Source organism: Streptomyces sp. NPDC043870, from assembly GCF_056435785.1.
Window position 1 is genome coordinate 462,685 of sequence record NZ_JBWKDT010000001.1, and the last position, 14,712, is coordinate 477,396.

Here is a 14,712-nt window from a genome sequence, read left to right on the forward strand (position 1 = left end):
TCCCGCCCCTGTTCGGAAGGGGGGTGACAGACACCACCCCCCCCCCGTGGTTCTGCCCCCGGCCCCCGGAGGGGGGCGGGGAGACGAGGAGGTGGCCGGGGCGGCACCCCCCCCGCCCACTTCGTCATGTGTGCCAAGTGGTCATGAGTTCCGCATGGCCGTGCCGACTCCCCGGCCGTGCGGACTACTTCTTCCGGCCGCGCTTCTCGCGCACCCGCACCGAGATGTGGATCGGGGTGCCCTCGAAGCCGAACTCCTCGCGCAGCCGGCGCTCCACGAAGCGGCGGTAGCCGTGCTCCAGGAAGCCGGAGGCGAAGAGCACGAAGCGCGGCGGCTTGGTGCCCGCCTGCGTACCGAACAGGATGCGCGGCTGCTTGCCACCGCGGATCGGGTGCGGGTGGGCGGCGACCAGCTCGCCGAGGAAGGCGTTGAGGCGGCCGGTCGGGACGCGGGTCTCCCATCCCTCCAGTGCCGTCTCGATCGCCGGGACCAGCTTGTCCATGTGCCGTCCGGTCGCGGCCGAGACATTCACCCGGGGCGCCCAGGAGACCTGCTGCATCTCGGTCTCGATCTCGCGCTCCAGGTAGTAGCGGCGCTCCTCGTCGAGGGTGTCCCACTTGTTGTACGCGATCACGAGGGCACGGCCCGCCTCGACGGCCATCGTGATGATGCGCTGGTCCTGGACGGAGATGGACTCGCTGGTGTCGATCAGTACGACGGCGACCTCGGCCTTCTCGACGGCGGCCGCGGTGCGCAGCGAGGCGTAGTAGTCGGCGCCCTCCTGGAGGTGGACCTTCTTGCGGATACCGGCGGTGTCCACGAACTTCCAGGTCGTACCGCCGAGTTCGATGAGCTCGTCGACCGGGTCGCGGGTGGTGCCGGCCATCTCGTTGACGACGACCCGCTCCTCGCCTGCGACCTTGTTGAGCAGGGACGACTTGCCGACGTTCGGACGGCCGATGAGGGCGATACGGCGCGGGCCGCCGACGGCGGTGCCGAAGGTCTGGGCAGGGGCGTCGGGGAGCGCCTTGAGGACCTCGTCGAGGAGGTCGCCGGTGCCGCGGCCGTGCAGCGCGGAGACCGGGAACGGCTCGCCGAGACCGAGCGACCACAGCATCGCCGCGTCGGCCTCGGCGGACGGGCCGTCGACCTTGTTGGCGGCGAGCACGACCGGCTTGCCAGCGCGGCGCAGGAGCTTGACGACGGCCTCGTCGGTGTCGGTGGCGCCGACGGTGGCGTCCACGACGAAGACGACGGCGTCGGCGGCCTCGATGGCGAACTCGGCCTGGGCGGCGACGGAGGCGTCGATGCCGAGGACGTCCTGCTCCCAGCCGCCGGTGTCGACGACCTTGAAGCGGCGGCCGGCCCACTCCGCCTCGTACGTGACGCGGTCGCGGGTGACGCCGGGCTTGTCCTCGACGACGGCCTCGCGGCGGCCGATGATGCGGTTCACCAGGGTCGACTTGCCGACATTCGGACGGCCGACGACGGCGAGGACGGGCAACGGGCCGTGACCGGCCTCCTCGATCGCGCCCTCGACGTCCTCGAGGTCGAAGCCCTCCTCCGCGGCGAGCTCCATGAACTCCGCGTACTCGGTGTCGCCGAGTGCCCCGTGGTCGTGCTGGTCGTTCATGAAGTCCGTTCCTCGTTCATTCGTGGTGATCGGTGAGCACGGGACAGGAGGTCCCGGGCTCACTACTGAAGTCTCGCTCAGCGCCCGGTGAGGCGCTTGGCGTTTTCCAGGTGGGCGGTGAGCCGCTCCTGGATGCGTGCGGTCGCTTCGTCGAGCGTCTTGCGGGTGCGGCGGCCGGTGCCGTCGCCCGCCGCGAAGGCGTCACCGAAGACGACGTCGACGCGGCTGCGCAGCGGAGGCAGCGCCCGTATCAACCGTCCGCCGCGCTCACTGCTTCCCAGGACGGCCACGGGAACGATCGGCGCACCGGAGCGGACGGCGAAGTAGGCGAGCCCGCCGCGGATCGAGGTGAAGTCGCCTTCGCCTCGGGTGCCCTCGGGGAAGATGCCGAGGACGCCGCCGTTCTCGAGCACGCCGAGGGCGTTGGTGATGGCGGTGCGGTCGGCGCTCGAACGGTCCACCTTCACCTGCCCGATTCCGGTCAGGAACGGGTCGAGAGGTCCGGCGAACGCCTCCTGCTTGATCAGGAAGTGCACCGGCCTGGGCGAGGTCCCCATGAGCATCGGACCGTCGATGTTGTGCGCGTGGTTGACGGCGAAGATCACCGGGCCGGTGGCAGGGACCCGCCAGGAGCCGAGGACCCTCGGCCTCCACAGCGTGTGCATGAGGCCGATGCCGATCACCCGGCCGACGGCGGCGCCCTGCGCGGACGGGAGGGTCACTTCGCTGCCCGCTTCTCCTCAACGAGGGTCACGACGCACTCGATGACCTGCGGGAGGGTGAGGTCGGTGGTGTCGACCTCGACGGCGTCGTCCGCCTTGGCGAGGGGGGAGGTCTTGCGGTTGGAGTCGGCGGCGTCCCGCTTGATCAGCGCGTCACGGGTGGTGGCGAGGTCGGTCGCCTCCTTCCCCTTGAGCTCACCGCTGCGGCGGGCGGCGCGGGCCTCCGGGGAGGCCGTCAGGAAGATCTTCAGGTCGGCGTCGGGGAGGACGGTGGTGCCGATGTCCCGGCCCTCGACGACGATGCCCTTCTCGGCGGCCGCGGCGATGGACCGCTGCAGCTCGGTGATCCGGGCCCGCACCTCGGGGACCGCGCTGACCGCGCTGACCTTGGAGGTGACCTGCTGGGTGCGGATGGGGCCGGACGCGTCCAGACCGTCGACGGTGATCGTCGGGGCGACCGGGTCCGTGCCGGACTCGATCACCGGCTTCCCGGCGGCGCTCGCGATCGCGACCGGGTCGCCGACGTCGACGCCGTTGCTGATCATCCACCAGGTGATCGCCCGGTACTGAGCGCCGGTGTCCAAGTAGCTCAGGCCCAGCTCTGCGGCGACCGCCTTGGAGGTGCTCGACTTGCCCGTGCCGGAGGGGCCGTCGATGGCGACGATCACGGATTCCACGGTGTCGGAGACCTTCCTCATACGCGTTTGCGGGCAGGCCGGAATGCCAAGGTGCCCCGCACAAGGTTACCGAGTGCGGCCCCTTGCCCATGCACCCGTTCCCGGACCCCGCACCGAAGGGCCTCCGGGCTCCCTCCCCGGAGCCACGGACGCCGTCCCGCGCCGGGTCGGGACGCCCCGCGCACGGGTGCCGCCGACCCGTGCGCCGCCGGCGCCGCGCTACTGCCGCAGTGCCCAGTGCTGCCGTGCCCAGTGCTGCCGTGCCACTGCCGCAGTAGTGCCGGTGCTACTGCCGCAGTGCCCAGCCGCGCTCGCGCAGGGACGCGCTCAGGACCGTGGCCGCGGCCGGCTCCACCATGAGCTGGACCAGGCCAGCCTGCTGGCCCGTGGCGTGCTCGATGCGGACGTCCTCGATGTTGACGCCCGCGCGGCCGGCGTCCGCGAAGATGCGGGCGAGTTCGCCGGGCCGGTCGCTGATGAGGACGGCGACGGTCTCGTACGTCGTCGGGGCGGCGCCGTGCTTGCCGGGGACGCGTTCACGGCCGGCGTTGCCGCGGCGCAGGACGTCCTCGACGCCGCCCGCGCCGTCGCGGCGCTTGTCCTCGTCGGAGGACTGCAGGGCCCGCAGGGAGCGCACCGTCTCGTCGAGGTCGGCTGCGACGCCCGCCAGGACGTCGGCGACCGGGCCCGGATTGGCGGACAGGATCTCGATCCACATCCGGGGGTCCGAGGCCGCGATGCGGGTGACGTCCCGGATGCCCTGCCCGCACAGCCGTACCGCCGTCTCGTCCGCGTCCGCCAGTCGCGCGGCGACCATCGACGAGATCAGTTGCGGTGTGTGCGAGACCAGCGCGACCGCCCGGTCGTGGGCGTCGGCGTCCATCACGACCGGCACCGCGCGGCAGAGCGCGACCAGCTCCAGCGCCAGGTTCAGCACCTCGGTGTCGGTCTCCCGGGTCGGCGTGAGCACCCACGGCCGGCCCTCGAAGAGATCCGCGGTCGCCGCCAGCGGCCCCGAGCGCTCCTTGCCGGACATCGGGTGCGTACCGATGTACGCGGTCATGTCCACGCCGAGCGCCTCCAGCTCGCGCCGCGGCCCGCCCTTGACGCTGGCCACGTCGAGGTAGCCACGGGCAGCGCCCGCGTGCATCGCCTCGGCGAGGGTGGCGGGCACGAGCGCGGGAGGCACGGCGACGACGGCGAGGTCGACGGGCCCTTCGGGCGCCTCGTCCGTACCGGCGCCGAGCGCGGCCGCGGTCCTCGCCCGCGCCGGGTCGTGGTCCGTGAGGTGGACCGTGACGCCGCGCGCGGCGAGCGCGAGCGCGGCAGACGTACCGATCAGTCCGGTTCCGATGACGAGGGCGGTTCTCACTGGGCGATGTCCTTGCGGAGGGCGGCCGCGGCACCGAGGTACACGTGCGCGATCTCGGACTTGGGCAGGTCGGACTCGATGTGCGCGAGGATCCGCACGACGCGCGGCATGGCCCCGGTGATGTCCAGCTCCTGGGCGCAGATCAGCGGTACGTCGACGATCCCGAGCCCTCGTGCCGCCGCGGCAGGGAAGTCGCTGTGCAGGTCCGGCGTGGCGGTGAACCAGACGCTGATCAGATCGTCCGCGGTGAGCCCGTTCCGCTCCAGGATGGCGGTGAGCAGCTCACTGACCTGCTCGTCCATGTGCCCGGCCTCGTCCCGTTCCAGCTGGACGGCTCCCCGGACGGCTCGTACCGCCACGTCGTGCTCCTTAACTCCGCGAGTGCTCCGGTCAGCCTAGTCAGCTGCCCGGAGGCACCTCCGCGGCGACCGTCCTCCGAGACGAGGGGCGGCCGCCCCTCGTCTCGGAGGACGGTGCCGGACCGCGGGCCGGATCGCCTGCTGCCCGATGATGTCCTCCGGGAGCCGGACGGCAGCCGCCCGTTCGGCGTCAGCTCGTCACCGGCCTGGGGCAGGGCCCGGGCGATCCCGTCGGCGGCCTTCTCCGGGGGCAGATTACGGCCAATGTCGCCCACACCCGACCCTGCCGCCACTCGGGCTATCACCGACTGTGCATCCGTTGGACACGTGGCGTCACGTCCGGTTGCATGGGAGTTCCCCCTGCCCGCCCGCCCCTGCGAGAGGCGTCCATGAAGCGCTCAGGACCGCTGTTCACGCTGGCCGCCGGGCTGTTGCTCGGCCTGTTCATGCTGTCGCTCAACGCGACGACCGGGGAGCCCGCGACCTCGTCGTACGAGCGTCCGGCCGCAAGCCGGAGCCCCGGCCCCAGCAAGCCCGTGTCTCCGCCCCCGCCGCCGTCCCCGACGCGGACCCCGCCGCCGTCCCCGGCCCCGACTGCGCAGACGCAGGCCAGGTACGCGGGCCGTACGGCCGACGACACCGCGTCCGTCGCCATCACGCTCCGTGGCACCAAGGCCGTCGCGTACTTCTGCGACGGCCGCACCCAGGAGGCCTGGATGCGCGGTGATGTCGAGAGCAACGGCAGCATGCGGCTGACCAGCGACACCGGCGCGGAGCTGGACGGCACCGTGAACGGGGCCGAGGCCACCGGAACGGTGGAGATCGGCGACCGCAACTGGCAGTTCACCGCCCCCAAGGTGGGCAAGCCGTCCGGGCTGTACCGGGCCAGCGCCCAGGCCGGCGGCAGCAAGATCAAGGGTGGCTGGATCGTCCTCCCGGACGGCCGCCAGGTCGGCATCGTCACTCGCGACGGCAAGCCCGCCGCCGCTCCCCCGATCGACCCGGCCACCGGTGCCGTCACCGTGGACGGGACCCAGCTGACCGCCCGCCCCGTCGAACCCTGAGCCTCCCCGAGGTGCGTCATGAGCGTGGACCCGAATGCGCAGAGCCGCGACTACCCGCCGCCGCCACCGCCGCCACCGCCGGGGGCCCCGCCCGGCCGGGCCGGCCCGGGAGCGGCGCGCTTCCTCGTCCCGGCCCTGGTCGCCGCGGTCGTCGCGGTCGGCCTGGGTGCTTACGGGAAGCTGCACGACCCGGCCGGCACCGCATTCAATCTGGCCGGTTTCAGCAGCCCGAGTGCGGTGAAGGCGTGGCTGGCCACGGCGGCGCTCGCCCTCGGGTTCGTGCAGGTCGTCAGCGCGCTCACGATGTACGGGCGGCTGCCGGGCATACAGGCCGCGTCCTGGACGCCCGCACTGCACCGCTGGTCGGGCCGGGTGGCGTTCCTGCTGGCCGTGCCGGTCGCCGTGCACTGCCTGTACGCGCTGGGCTATCAGACGTACAGCTCGCGGGCGATGTGGCACTCGTTCCTCGGCTGCTTCTTCTTCGGGGTGTTCAGCGCCAAGATGTTGCTGTTGCGCATGGAGCGACTGCCGGGGTGGCTGCTGCCGGTCGTCGGCGGGCTGGTCTTCGCCACGCTCATGCTGGCCTGGGCGACCTCGGCGCTCTGGTTCTTCAGCACGTTCGGAGTGACGACATGAGTGACGACACGAGTGACCGCGGGAGTGACCGCGGGAGTAATGAGGGCACCACCCGCCGTACGGTTCTGGTGACCGGTGCCGCCGTACTGGTGGCAACAGGCTGCAGCAAATACGGCGAAGAGAGCGGCGGCGGTCAGACGTCCGCCCCGGCGCCGGCCTCACCGACGCAATCCCCGCCCCCCGCCCAGGAGGAGAGCGCCGGCGCGCAGCCGCCCGCGGGCGAGGCGCTGGGCACCACCTCCGAAGTGCCGGAGGGCGGTGGGAAGGTCTTCACGGCCCAGAAGGTCGTCGTGACCCAGCCCGCCCAGGGCGACTTCAAGGCCTTCACGGCGATCTGCACCCACCAGGGCTGCACGGTCAACAAGGTCGAGAACGGCACCATCGACTGCCCCTGCCACGGCAGCAAGTTCCGTATCGAGGACGGCTCGGTCGCACAGGGGCCCGCGAAACGGCCGCTGGAGGCGAAGCGGATCACCGTCTCCGGGGAGGAGATCCGGCTCACGTAGCCTGTCGCGCATGACTCCGACTCCCGAGGCGCTCGTCCGCGACCACACCATCTACTCCTGTGTGATGGGCTCCCGGGCCTTCGGTCTCGCGACGGACGGGAGTGACACCGACCGGCGTGGCGTCTTCCTCGCGCCGACGCCGCTGTACTGGCGCTTCGAGAAGCCCCCGACGCATGTCGAGGGCCCCGCCGACGAGCAGTTCTCCTGGGAGCTGGAGCGCTTCTGCGAGCTGGCGCTGCGCGCCAATCCGAACGTCCTGGAGTGTCTGCACTCCCCGCTCGTCGAGCACATCGACGACACCGGCCGCGAACTGCTCGCGCTGCGCGACGCGTTCCTGTCGCGGCAGGCGCATGTGACCTTCGTCCGGTACGCCGTGGGGCAGCGCAGGAAGCTCGACGCGGACATACGGCAGCACGGCGCGCCGCGCTGGAAGCACGCGATGCATCTGCTCCGGCTCCTGGCGAGCTGCCGCGATCTGCTCCGTACGGGCCGGCTGGAGATCGAGGTCGGCGAGGACCGCGACCGGCTGCTCGCGGTCAAGCGCGGCGAGGTGCCGTGGCCGCAGGTCGAGTCCTGGCTGGACCGCCTCGGCGCCGAGGGCGACGAAGCGGCCGCCGCGACCCCGCTGCCGGCCGGGCCCGACCGGGCGAGGGTCGAGGACTTCCTCGTACGCGTACGGCGTGCCTCGGCGCTGCAGCAGCATCAGCCTGGTCCGCACGACGAAGTCGCGGAGCGCGTCGTACGCGGCCGCGGGAGCACGGGGTAGCGACGCCCCGGCCGGGGCCTCGTCCAGGACGTCGTGCGGCGCCTCCACCTCAGGGCGCAGGGGGAGGGCCGGGCTGCTCCTCGACGACGGGCGCGAGGTCGGCGGGGAGCAGGGACAGTGTCGTGGATCAGGCATCCCTGCCGTGGATCAGGCGTCCCAGAGAGCCCCCAGCGTCAGCAGTTCGCTCCGGTACTCGATCCGCTCCGCCCACTCCTTGGGCCAGGCGCGCGCGCCCAGGTGCGCCCCCGCGAACGCGCCCGTCAGGCAGGCGATCGAGTCGGAGTCGCCCCGGGTGCAGGCGGCGCGCCGGAGTGCCAGGAGGGGCTCCTCGGGGAAGAGCAGGAAACACTGCAGCGCCGTGGCGAGTGCCTCCTCCGCGATCCAGCCGTCGCCCGTCGTGAGGCACGGGTCGATCTCCGGGTTGGGCTCGCGCAGCGCGGACGTGAGGCGCTCCAGGACGTGCAGGCACTCGTCCCAGCCGCGCTCGATGAACTCCTCGGGCGTCGCGTCGTGCGCGTACGTCCACAGGTCACCGAGCCAGCCGTGGTGGTAGCGGGAGCGATTCTCGTACGCGTACGAGCGCAGCCGGCCGACGAGACCGAGTGGCTCCGTGCCCTGGGCGAGCAGGAACACCGCACGGGCCGTGAGGTCGGACGCGGCCAGCGCCGTGGGGTGGCCGTGGGTGAGCGCGGCCTGGAGCTGGGCCGCGCCGGCGCGCTGTCCCTCGCTCAGCCCGGGTACGAGTCCGACCGGCGCGACGCGCATATTGGCGCCGCAGCCCTTGGAGCCCATCTGGCTGGCCTCCTGCCAGGGCATGTCGCTGTCGAGCTTGTGGCAGGCGACCAGGCAGGTGTTGCCGGGGGCCCGGTTGTTCTCCGGGGAGTGGTACCAGTTCACGAACTCCTCCCGCACCGGCCGGGTCAGCCGCAGCGGGGCGAGCAGCCCCCGGTCCATCGCGGTGCGTATGCCGCGCGCGAGGGCCAGGGTCATCTGGGTGTCGTCGGTGACGATCGCCGGCTGCGGCAGCGCCATCTCCCGCCATGGCCCGCACTTGGCGAGGATCGACGGCACATCGTTGAACTCGGTGGGGAAGCCGAGCGCGTCACCCAGCGCCAGTCCGGTCAGGGTGCCGGTGGCGGCCTGCTTGGTGACGGTCCTCGTCGCGGTCATGTCGTGTGCCGTCCTTCCGGTCGCAGAAGTGGAGGGTGCAGGGCGTTCGCCGGCCCCGCCCGGTAGAGCGCGGCCGGTTTCCCGCGGCCGCCGGTCAGGCGCGCTCCCCCCGCCACGGCCTCGACGAAGCCTGGTGTGGTGAGGACTTTGCGCCGGAAGTTGGGGCGGTCGAGCTCGACGCCCCAGACGGTCTCGTACACCTGCCGCAGCTCGCCGAGGGTGAACTCGGCCGGGCAGAAGGCGGTGGCGAGACACGTGTACTCGAGCTTGGCGCCGATGCGGTCGTGGGCGTCGGCGAGGATGCGGTCGTGGTCGAAGGCGAGCGGAGCGAGATGGGGCTCCCCCCGGCCGGAGGCCGGGGGACTGCCGTGGCTGCCGTAGGGCATCCACTGGGCGTGCGCGGCGTCACCGCCGCCGTGCGGCTCGGGCAGGTCGGGTACGAGTGCCGTGTACGCGACGGACACGACCCGCATCCGGGGGTCGCGGTCGGGATCGCTGTAGGTGCGCAGCTGTTCGAGGTGCAGCGCGGCGGCGGTGCTCGCCGACAGGCCGGTCTCCTCGGCGAGTTCACGGCGGGCGGCCTGGCCCGCGGACTCCCGGGGCAGGATGAACCCGCCGGGCAGCGCCCAGGCGCCCTTGTACGGCTCCTGTCCGCGTTCGACGAGGAGGACGTGGAGCTGCCCCTCGCGGACGGTGAACACGGCGAGGTCGACGGTGACGGCGAACGGCTCGAAGGCGTACGGGTCGTACCCCTCGGGCACCCGCGGGGCGCTCATCGTCGCTCCGGGAGGGGATCGGCGAGGTGCCACCCTTCGGCGAGCAGTGCGTCGACCGCGGCCACGGCGGTGGCCAGCCGTTCTTCGTGCGGGCCGGTCACCGTGACGAACTTCCGTCCGGTGCGGGCGAGCCGGTCGGCGAACCGGGCGGTCATCCAGGGCCGCAGCTGCTCACCGTCGCGCAGCCCGTCATCCTCGAACGGCACCCCCCGGTGGTCGGTGAGCAGCCACAGGTCGCCGCGGCCGCGCGCCGCGATCTCGGCGACCTCGTCGTTCGGCCCGCCCATGTACCGCTCGTGCCAGACGGTGGTCGCGAAGGCGTCGGTGTCGCAGATGAGCACGGGTGAGCCGGTGCGGGCCGCGGCGTTCTCCCGTTCGGTCTGCCGCCGGGCGATGAGCGGGAATTCACCGGCGGTGAAGCGGACGTCGGACCAGGTCGCTCCGGGCCGTTCGGCGCGCAGTCCGGCGAGTTTCCGCTCGCTGAACTCCCTGCCGTACTCGGCGACGCAGCCGGTGCGCGCCCACACCCCGCCGCGTGCGCGGTAGTGCCCCGCGAGCGCCGTGGCCAGGGTGGTGGTGCCGGTCGACTCGGCGCCGAGGACGACGACGCGGCGGGCGAGGGCCGCGCGTACGGGCGGTTCCAGGAAGTCCCAGCAGCCGACGGGGTCCTTGCGTACGGCCGTACCGGAGACCGGGAAGACCGTGCGGCCCGGGTCGACGCACACGGAGTCGGCGCGGAACCTCCGGGCGAGCTCGTCGCCGTACGCCTCGGAGGTGAAGACGGCGTCCACGCGCCGGGGGACGGCCGCGCGGAACACGGCCATGTGCGCGTCCCAGACGGCCGGGTCGGTCAGATCGACGGGGATGTCGTCGATGGCGCCCACGACGCGGACGTCCGGGTGCACCTCGCTTATCCACGCCATGCGTTCGTCGAGCGGGATGGACTCCACGGACGCGGCGCAGACGAGGACGGTCAGCCGCTCGCAGCGGTCGCGTGCGGTCCGTACGAGATGGTGGTGGCCGGCGTGCGGCGGGTAGAACTTGCCGAGGACGAGCCCGTGCCGGTACCGCTTCATGCCGTCGCCTCCGCCAACTGTCGTTCCTGTACGGACAGGTCGCGCGACCAGTTGCGCAGTCCGAGCGCGCAGAGGGTCATGAACCCGATGTACAGCAGCGAGGTGAGATAGAGCTGCTTGTACGCGTACAGCGGTACGTACACGAGGTCCGCGGCGATCCAGAGCCACCACGACTCCAGCCGCTTGCGGCACTGTCCGTACGTCGCCATCAGGGAGAGCGCGGTGGTCAGCGCGTCCCAGAAGGGGACGGTGGAGTCGGTGGCGCGGTCCAGGAGCATCGTCAGTCCGAGGGTCCCCACCACCCCCGCCGCGAGCAGCCACGTCCACTCGGTGCGCGTGGTGCGGCGCACCGGGAGGGCGTCCGAGCCTGGTCCACCCCCGTGGGTCCAGGTCCACCAGCCGTACCCGGCGAGGGTGATGAAGACGACCTGCAGCCCCGCGTCGGCGTACAGGCCGGCCTGGGTGAACAGCAGGATGAAGAGGACGTTGTTGGCGATGCCGATGGGCCAGTTGGCGAGGTGCTGGCGGGCGACGAGCCAGACGCAGAGCGCTCCGCTGCCGAAGCCGAGGACTTCGGTCCAGCTGACCGGGGTGCCGAGCAGCGTGAACAGAGGCCGCTGCAGTGGTTCGAGTACGTCCGCGAGGCTCACTCCGCCCCCTATCTTTTAGAGTCACTCTGACTATAAAGCGGGGAGGGGCCGGCCACAAGCACAAAAAACCCGCGGCCGTCGGACGGCCGCGGGCTCTCCTGGGAAGGGGTGTCTAGTGCCGCGACCGGCAATGTTTGCCCGTCAAGGAGCGTCGTCCGGTGCGTGCCATCGCAAGGCGGCCGGAAGTCCTTGTAGCGGAGCTACCAGGGCTTTTGGCCAACGCAGCGAGGGTGCGTGCCGGACGACGCGACAGGGCAAAGCTTGCCGGGAGGGGCACTAGAGACCGACTTCCTTCATCAGCATGCCGACCTCGGTGTTGGTCAGGCGGCGCAGCCAGCCGGACTTCTGGTCGCCGAGCGAGATCGGCCCGAACGACGTCCGGACGAGCTTGTCGACCGGGAAGCCCGCCTCGGCGAGCATGCGGCGCACGATGTGCTTGCGGCCCTCGTGGAGGGTGACCTCGACCAGGTAGTTCTTGCCGGTCTGCTCGACGACGCGGAAGTGGTCCGCGCGGGCGTAGCCGTCCTCCAGCTGGATGCCTTCCTTGAGGCGCCTGCCCACCTCGCGCGGGAGCGGACCCTGGATGGCGGCGAGGTAGGTCTTCTGGACGCCGTACTTGGGGTGGGTGAGACGGTGGGCCAGCTCGCCGTGGTTGGTGAGCAGGATGATGCCCTCGGTCTCGGTGTCGAGGCGGCCGACGTGGAAGAGCCGGGTCTCGCGGTTGGTGACGTAGTCACCGAGGCACTGGCGGCCGTCGGGGTCCTCCATGGTGGAGACCACACCGGCCGGCTTGTTCAGCGCGAAGAACAGGTACGACTGGGTGGCGACGGTCAGGCCGTCGACCTTGATCTCGTCGTGCTCCGGGTCGACGCGGACGCCCTGCTCGATGACGATCTTGCCGTTGACCTCGACGCGGCCGGCGTCGATCAGCTCCTCGCAGGCGCGGCGCGAACCCATGCCGGCGCGGGCGAGCACCTTCTGCAGACGCTCGCCCTCCTGCTCCGCTCCCGGGAAGGTCTTGGGCGTCTTGATCTGCGGCTTGTTCGCGTAACGCTCGCGGTTGCGCTCCTCGGCGCGGGCGTCGTACTCACGGGAACGGGCAGGGGCGGTGCGGCCGCCGCCGCGCTGCGGGGACTGCTTCGGGCCACCCTTGGCGCCACCGCGGGCGGCTGCGCCACGGCCCTTCTTCGGACCATCGGACGCCGATCCTCCGACGTCGTAGCGGCGCTCCTCGGGACGCGGCTTGCCCGCGCGCTTCTGCTTGTCGTCGCGCTCTCCCCCAGCCTTCGGCCGGGCGGTGCCCCCATCCGGCCCCCGGTAGTTACCGCGTCCGCTGCTGTTCCTGCCGCTGCTTCGCATCAAAGTTCCGTCGTCGTCGTGTCGTCTGCGTCTGTGTCCGGAGCGTCCGGATCGAACGACGGTACGCCTTCCTGCGTCTCGGCCTCGATCGCCTCCGCCTCGGGGAGAAAGGGCGCGAGCTCCGGGAGCTCGTCCAGGCCGCGCAGGCCCATCCGCTCCAGAAAGTAGTTCGTCGTCCTGTACAGGATCGCACCTGTTTCGGGTTCCGCGCCCGCCTCCTCGACGAGACCGCGCTGGAGCAGGGTGCGCATGACGCCGTCGCAGTTCACGCCGCGCACGGCGGAGACCCGGGACCGGCTGACCGGCTGGCGGTAGGCGACCACGGCGAGGGTCTCCAGCGCCGCCTGGGTGAGCCTGGCCTGCTGGCCGTCGAGGACGAAGCGTTCGACGGCCTCGGCGTGCTCGGGGCGGGTGTAGTAGCGCCAGCCGCCGGCGACCAGCCGGAGCTCGAAGCCGCGCCCCTGGACGGTGTACTCGTCGGCGAGCTCGCGCAGCGCGTCCGAGACCTCCCTGCGGGGCCGCTCCAGCACCTTGGCGAGGTGCTCCTCGGTGGCCGGCTCGTCGACGACCATGAGGACGGCTTCGAGCGCGGGCTTGAGATCGCTCATGCCTTTTCCTCTGCTTTCTCAAGGGGCTCGGGGGCTCGGTCGAATTCATCGGTGACGGTCGCCGTCGCATCGCCACCGGCCCAGGTGACGATGAGCTCGCCGAGGGCGTCCTCCTGGTCCAGGGTGACGGCCTTCTCGCGGTAGAGCTCCAGCAGGGCGAGGAAGCGGGCGACGACGGTGAGCGTGTCACCGACGCCCTCGGTCAGTTCGCGGAAGCTGACCTTGCCGCGTTCGCGCAGCATGCCCACGACCACCTCGGCCTGCTCGCGCACGCTCACGAGGGGCGCGTGGATGTGGTCCACGTACACCTGGGGCTTCGGCCTGGGCTGCATGGCCTTGACGGCGAGCTTGGCGAAGCCCTCGGCGCCGATGCTGATGACGACCTCGGGGAGGAGCTCGGCGTGGTGATCCTCGAGCCCCACGGTACGGGGGTAGCGCCGGGCCTCCTCCTCCAGCCGGTGCTGGAAGATCTCGGCGATCTGCTTGTACGCGCGGTACTGCAGCAGCCGCGCGAACAGCAGGTCCCGGGCTTCGAGCAACGCGAGGTCGGCCTCGTCCTCCACCTCGGCGGCGGGCAGCAGGCGGGCGGCCTTCAGGTCGAGCAGAGTCGCCGCGACGACGAGGAACTCGGTCGTCTGATCGAGATCCCAGTCGGGTCCCATGGCCCGGATGTACGCCATGAACTCGTCGGTGACCTTGGAGAGCGCGACCTCGGTCACATCCAGCTTGTGCTTGGAGATCAGCTGGAGGAGCAGGTCGAAGGGCCCTTCGAAGTTCGCCAGCCGTACCTTGAACCGCCCGTCGCCGGCGGGTCCGGGGTCGTCTTCGCCCGCGGGTGCGCGCTCGCCGAGGTGGGTTCCGGGGGGCTCGGTCCCGGATTCCGCGGCGACCACGGGCCCGGGCTCCTCGCCCTCGCTCCCCGCGGGCTCCACCACAGGATCAGCCGCACCAGGGGCCGCGTCGGCCGCCGGGTGGGAGTCGTGTGCCTCACCCCCGGGCTCCACGAGGTCCGCCGGCACGGGCTCCACGATGTCCGCCGCCACGGGGACCACGAGGTCCGCCGCCACAGGCTCCACGAGATCCGCCGCCACGGGGACCACCGGACTGTGTGCCGCCTCGGCCGGCAGGTCGGCGGGGGCCGGGGGGGCCGAGGGGGCCGAGGGGGCCGCCGGCGGCTCGGCCGAAGCCGACGGCTCACGGGGCTCCGGGGGGAATCCCACGGAACGGCCCCCGGGAGGGGACCCGGACGCACCCGGGCCGCGGCCCAGCGCACGCCGGGAGGCGCGCGGCGCTGGGGTGGAGGCGTCGTCGGTCGGGGGCATCGTGGTCCAGGGAGCG

At 72.0% G+C, this 14,712-nt stretch carries 16 protein-coding genes; 4 read left to right on the top strand and 12 right to left on the bottom strand.

Annotated features, from left to right (window positions below):
- Positions 1-184 precede the first annotated feature (184 nt).
- From der to aroH, 5 genes are all read right to left on the bottom strand, one after another.
- Positions 185-1,633 (bottom strand): ribosome biogenesis GTPase Der, encoded by a 1,449-nt coding sequence (gene der, locus AC0699_RS02130; protein ID WP_478654507.1) that lies wholly within the window; start codon positions 1,631-1,633, stop codon positions 185-187.
- Positions 1,634-1,710: 77 nt separating this feature from the next.
- Positions 1,711-2,298 carry a lysophospholipid acyltransferase family protein gene (locus tag AC0699_RS02135; RefSeq protein ID WP_478654637.1) on the bottom strand — a complete coding sequence of 196 codons (588 nt, stop codon included), beginning with the start codon at positions 2,296-2,298 and terminating at the stop codon, positions 1,711-1,713.
- Positions 2,299-2,351: 53 nt separating this feature from the next.
- Positions 2,352-3,032 (bottom strand): (d)CMP kinase, encoded by a 681-nt coding sequence (gene cmk / locus AC0699_RS02140; RefSeq protein ID WP_478654510.1) that lies wholly within the window; start codon positions 3,030-3,032, stop codon positions 2,352-2,354.
- A 286-nt stretch (positions 3,033-3,318) separates the two neighbouring features.
- Positions 3,319-4,404, bottom strand: coding sequence for a prephenate dehydrogenase (locus AC0699_RS02145; protein WP_478654513.1), 1,086 nt, complete (start codon positions 4,402-4,404; stop codon positions 3,319-3,321).
- On the bottom strand, positions 4,401-4,763 hold the full coding sequence (gene aroH, locus AC0699_RS02150) for a chorismate mutase (RefSeq protein ID WP_469771975.1): 363 nt from the start codon (positions 4,761-4,763) through the stop codon (positions 4,401-4,403). The genes AC0699_RS02145 and aroH overlap by 4 nt, the downstream gene beginning before the upstream one ends.
- Positions 4,764-5,152: 389 nt before the next feature.
- On the opposite strand from aroH, the gene AC0699_RS02155 reads away from it, so the two are divergent.
- The 4 genes from AC0699_RS02155 to AC0699_RS02170 are packed head-to-tail and all read left to right on the top strand — an operon-like array spanning position 5,153 to position 7,735.
- A complete protein-coding gene (locus AC0699_RS02155; protein ID WP_478654515.1) occupies positions 5,153-5,827 on the top strand; it encodes a hypothetical protein in 675 nt (224 codons plus the stop codon).
- Between the two features lie 18 nt (positions 5,828-5,845).
- A complete protein-coding gene (locus tag AC0699_RS02160; protein WP_478654517.1) occupies positions 5,846-6,463 on the top strand; it encodes a DUF6529 family protein in 618 nt (205 codons plus the stop codon).
- Complete coding sequence (locus AC0699_RS02165) at positions 6,460-6,969, top strand: Rieske (2Fe-2S) protein (protein ID WP_478654519.1); 510 nt, start codon at positions 6,460-6,462, stop codon at positions 6,967-6,969. Before AC0699_RS02160 ends, AC0699_RS02165 begins: the two co-directional genes overlap by 4 nt.
- A 10-nt stretch (positions 6,970-6,979) precedes the next feature.
- Positions 6,980-7,735 (top strand): nucleotidyltransferase domain-containing protein, encoded by a 756-nt coding sequence (locus tag AC0699_RS02170; RefSeq protein WP_478654521.1) that lies wholly within the window; start codon positions 6,980-6,982, stop codon positions 7,733-7,735.
- A 147-nt stretch (positions 7,736-7,882) separates the two neighbouring features.
- Here AC0699_RS02170 and AC0699_RS02175 read toward each other — a convergent pair whose 3' ends face one another.
- The 7 genes from AC0699_RS02175 to AC0699_RS02205 form a co-directional block, all read right to left on the bottom strand.
- Positions 7,883-8,905: an ADP-ribosylglycohydrolase family protein gene (locus AC0699_RS02175; protein ID WP_478654523.1), complete on the bottom strand. Its 1,023-nt coding sequence runs from the start codon at positions 8,903-8,905 to the stop codon at positions 7,883-7,885.
- Positions 8,902-9,681, bottom strand: coding sequence for an NUDIX hydrolase (locus tag AC0699_RS02180; RefSeq protein ID WP_478654525.1), 780 nt, complete (start codon positions 9,679-9,681; stop codon positions 8,902-8,904). Before AC0699_RS02180 ends, AC0699_RS02175 begins: the two co-directional genes overlap by 4 nt.
- Entirely contained in the window at positions 9,678-10,757 is a 1,080-nt protein-coding gene (locus tag AC0699_RS02185; protein WP_478654527.1) for an AAA family ATPase, read from the bottom strand. The genes AC0699_RS02180 and AC0699_RS02185 overlap by 4 nt, the downstream gene beginning before the upstream one ends.
- Positions 10,754-11,407: a nicotinamide riboside transporter PnuC gene (pnuC, locus tag AC0699_RS02190; protein WP_478654529.1), complete on the bottom strand. Its 654-nt coding sequence runs from the start codon at positions 11,405-11,407 to the stop codon at positions 10,754-10,756. Before pnuC ends, AC0699_RS02185 begins: the two co-directional genes overlap by 4 nt.
- 276 nt (positions 11,408-11,683) lie before the next feature.
- Positions 11,684-12,766: a pseudouridine synthase gene (locus tag AC0699_RS02195; RefSeq protein WP_478654532.1), complete on the bottom strand. Its 1,083-nt coding sequence runs from the start codon at positions 12,764-12,766 to the stop codon at positions 11,684-11,686.
- Positions 12,766-13,374: an SMC-Scp complex subunit ScpB gene (scpB, locus tag AC0699_RS02200; RefSeq protein ID WP_469771986.1), complete on the bottom strand. Its 609-nt coding sequence runs from the start codon at positions 13,372-13,374 to the stop codon at positions 12,766-12,768. The genes AC0699_RS02195 and scpB overlap by 1 nt, the downstream gene beginning before the upstream one ends.
- Positions 13,371-14,696 carry a segregation and condensation protein A gene (locus AC0699_RS02205; RefSeq protein WP_478654535.1) on the bottom strand — a complete coding sequence of 442 codons (1,326 nt, stop codon included), beginning with the start codon at positions 14,694-14,696 and terminating at the stop codon, positions 13,371-13,373. The genes scpB and AC0699_RS02205 overlap by 4 nt, the downstream gene beginning before the upstream one ends.
- Positions 14,697-14,712: the final 16 nt, after the last annotated feature.

Bases quoted from the DNA above. Each gene is read 5' to 3' on its own strand.
- AC0699_RS02160 (WP_478654517.1), top strand. From the start codon at position 5,846: ATGAGCGTGGACCCGAATGCGCAGAGCCGCGACTACCCGCCGCCGCCA.
- AC0699_RS02165 (WP_478654519.1), top strand. From the start codon at position 6,460: ATGAGTGACGACACGAGTGACCGCGGGAGTGACCGCGGGAGTAATGAG.
- AC0699_RS02175 (WP_478654523.1), bottom strand. From the start codon at position 8,905: ATGACCGCGACGAGGACCGTCACCAAGCAGGCCGCCACCGGCACCCTG.
- AC0699_RS02135 (WP_478654637.1), bottom strand. From the start codon at position 2,298: ATGCACACGCTGTGGAGGCCGAGGGTCCTCGGCTCCTGGCGGGTCCCT.
- der (WP_478654507.1), bottom strand. From the start codon at position 1,633: ATGAACGACCAGCACGACCACGGGGCACTCGGCGACACCGAGTACGCG.
- AC0699_RS02180 (WP_478654525.1), bottom strand. From the start codon at position 9,681: ATGAGCGCCCCGCGGGTGCCCGAGGGGTACGACCCGTACGCCTTCGAG.
- AC0699_RS02205 (WP_478654535.1), bottom strand. From the start codon at position 14,696: ATGCCCCCGACCGACGACGCCTCCACCCCAGCGCCGCGCGCCTCCCGG.
- scpB (WP_469771986.1), bottom strand. From the start codon at position 13,374: ATGAGCGATCTCAAGCCCGCGCTCGAAGCCGTCCTCATGGTCGTCGAC.
- AC0699_RS02185 (WP_478654527.1), bottom strand. From the start codon at position 10,757: ATGAAGCGGTACCGGCACGGGCTCGTCCTCGGCAAGTTCTACCCGCCG.
- AC0699_RS02155 (WP_478654515.1), top strand. From the start codon at position 5,153: ATGAAGCGCTCAGGACCGCTGTTCACGCTGGCCGCCGGGCTGTTGCTC.
- AC0699_RS02195 (WP_478654532.1), bottom strand. From the start codon at position 12,766: ATGCGAAGCAGCGGCAGGAACAGCAGCGGACGCGGTAACTACCGGGGG.
- AC0699_RS02170 (WP_478654521.1), top strand. From the start codon at position 6,980: ATGACTCCGACTCCCGAGGCGCTCGTCCGCGACCACACCATCTACTCC.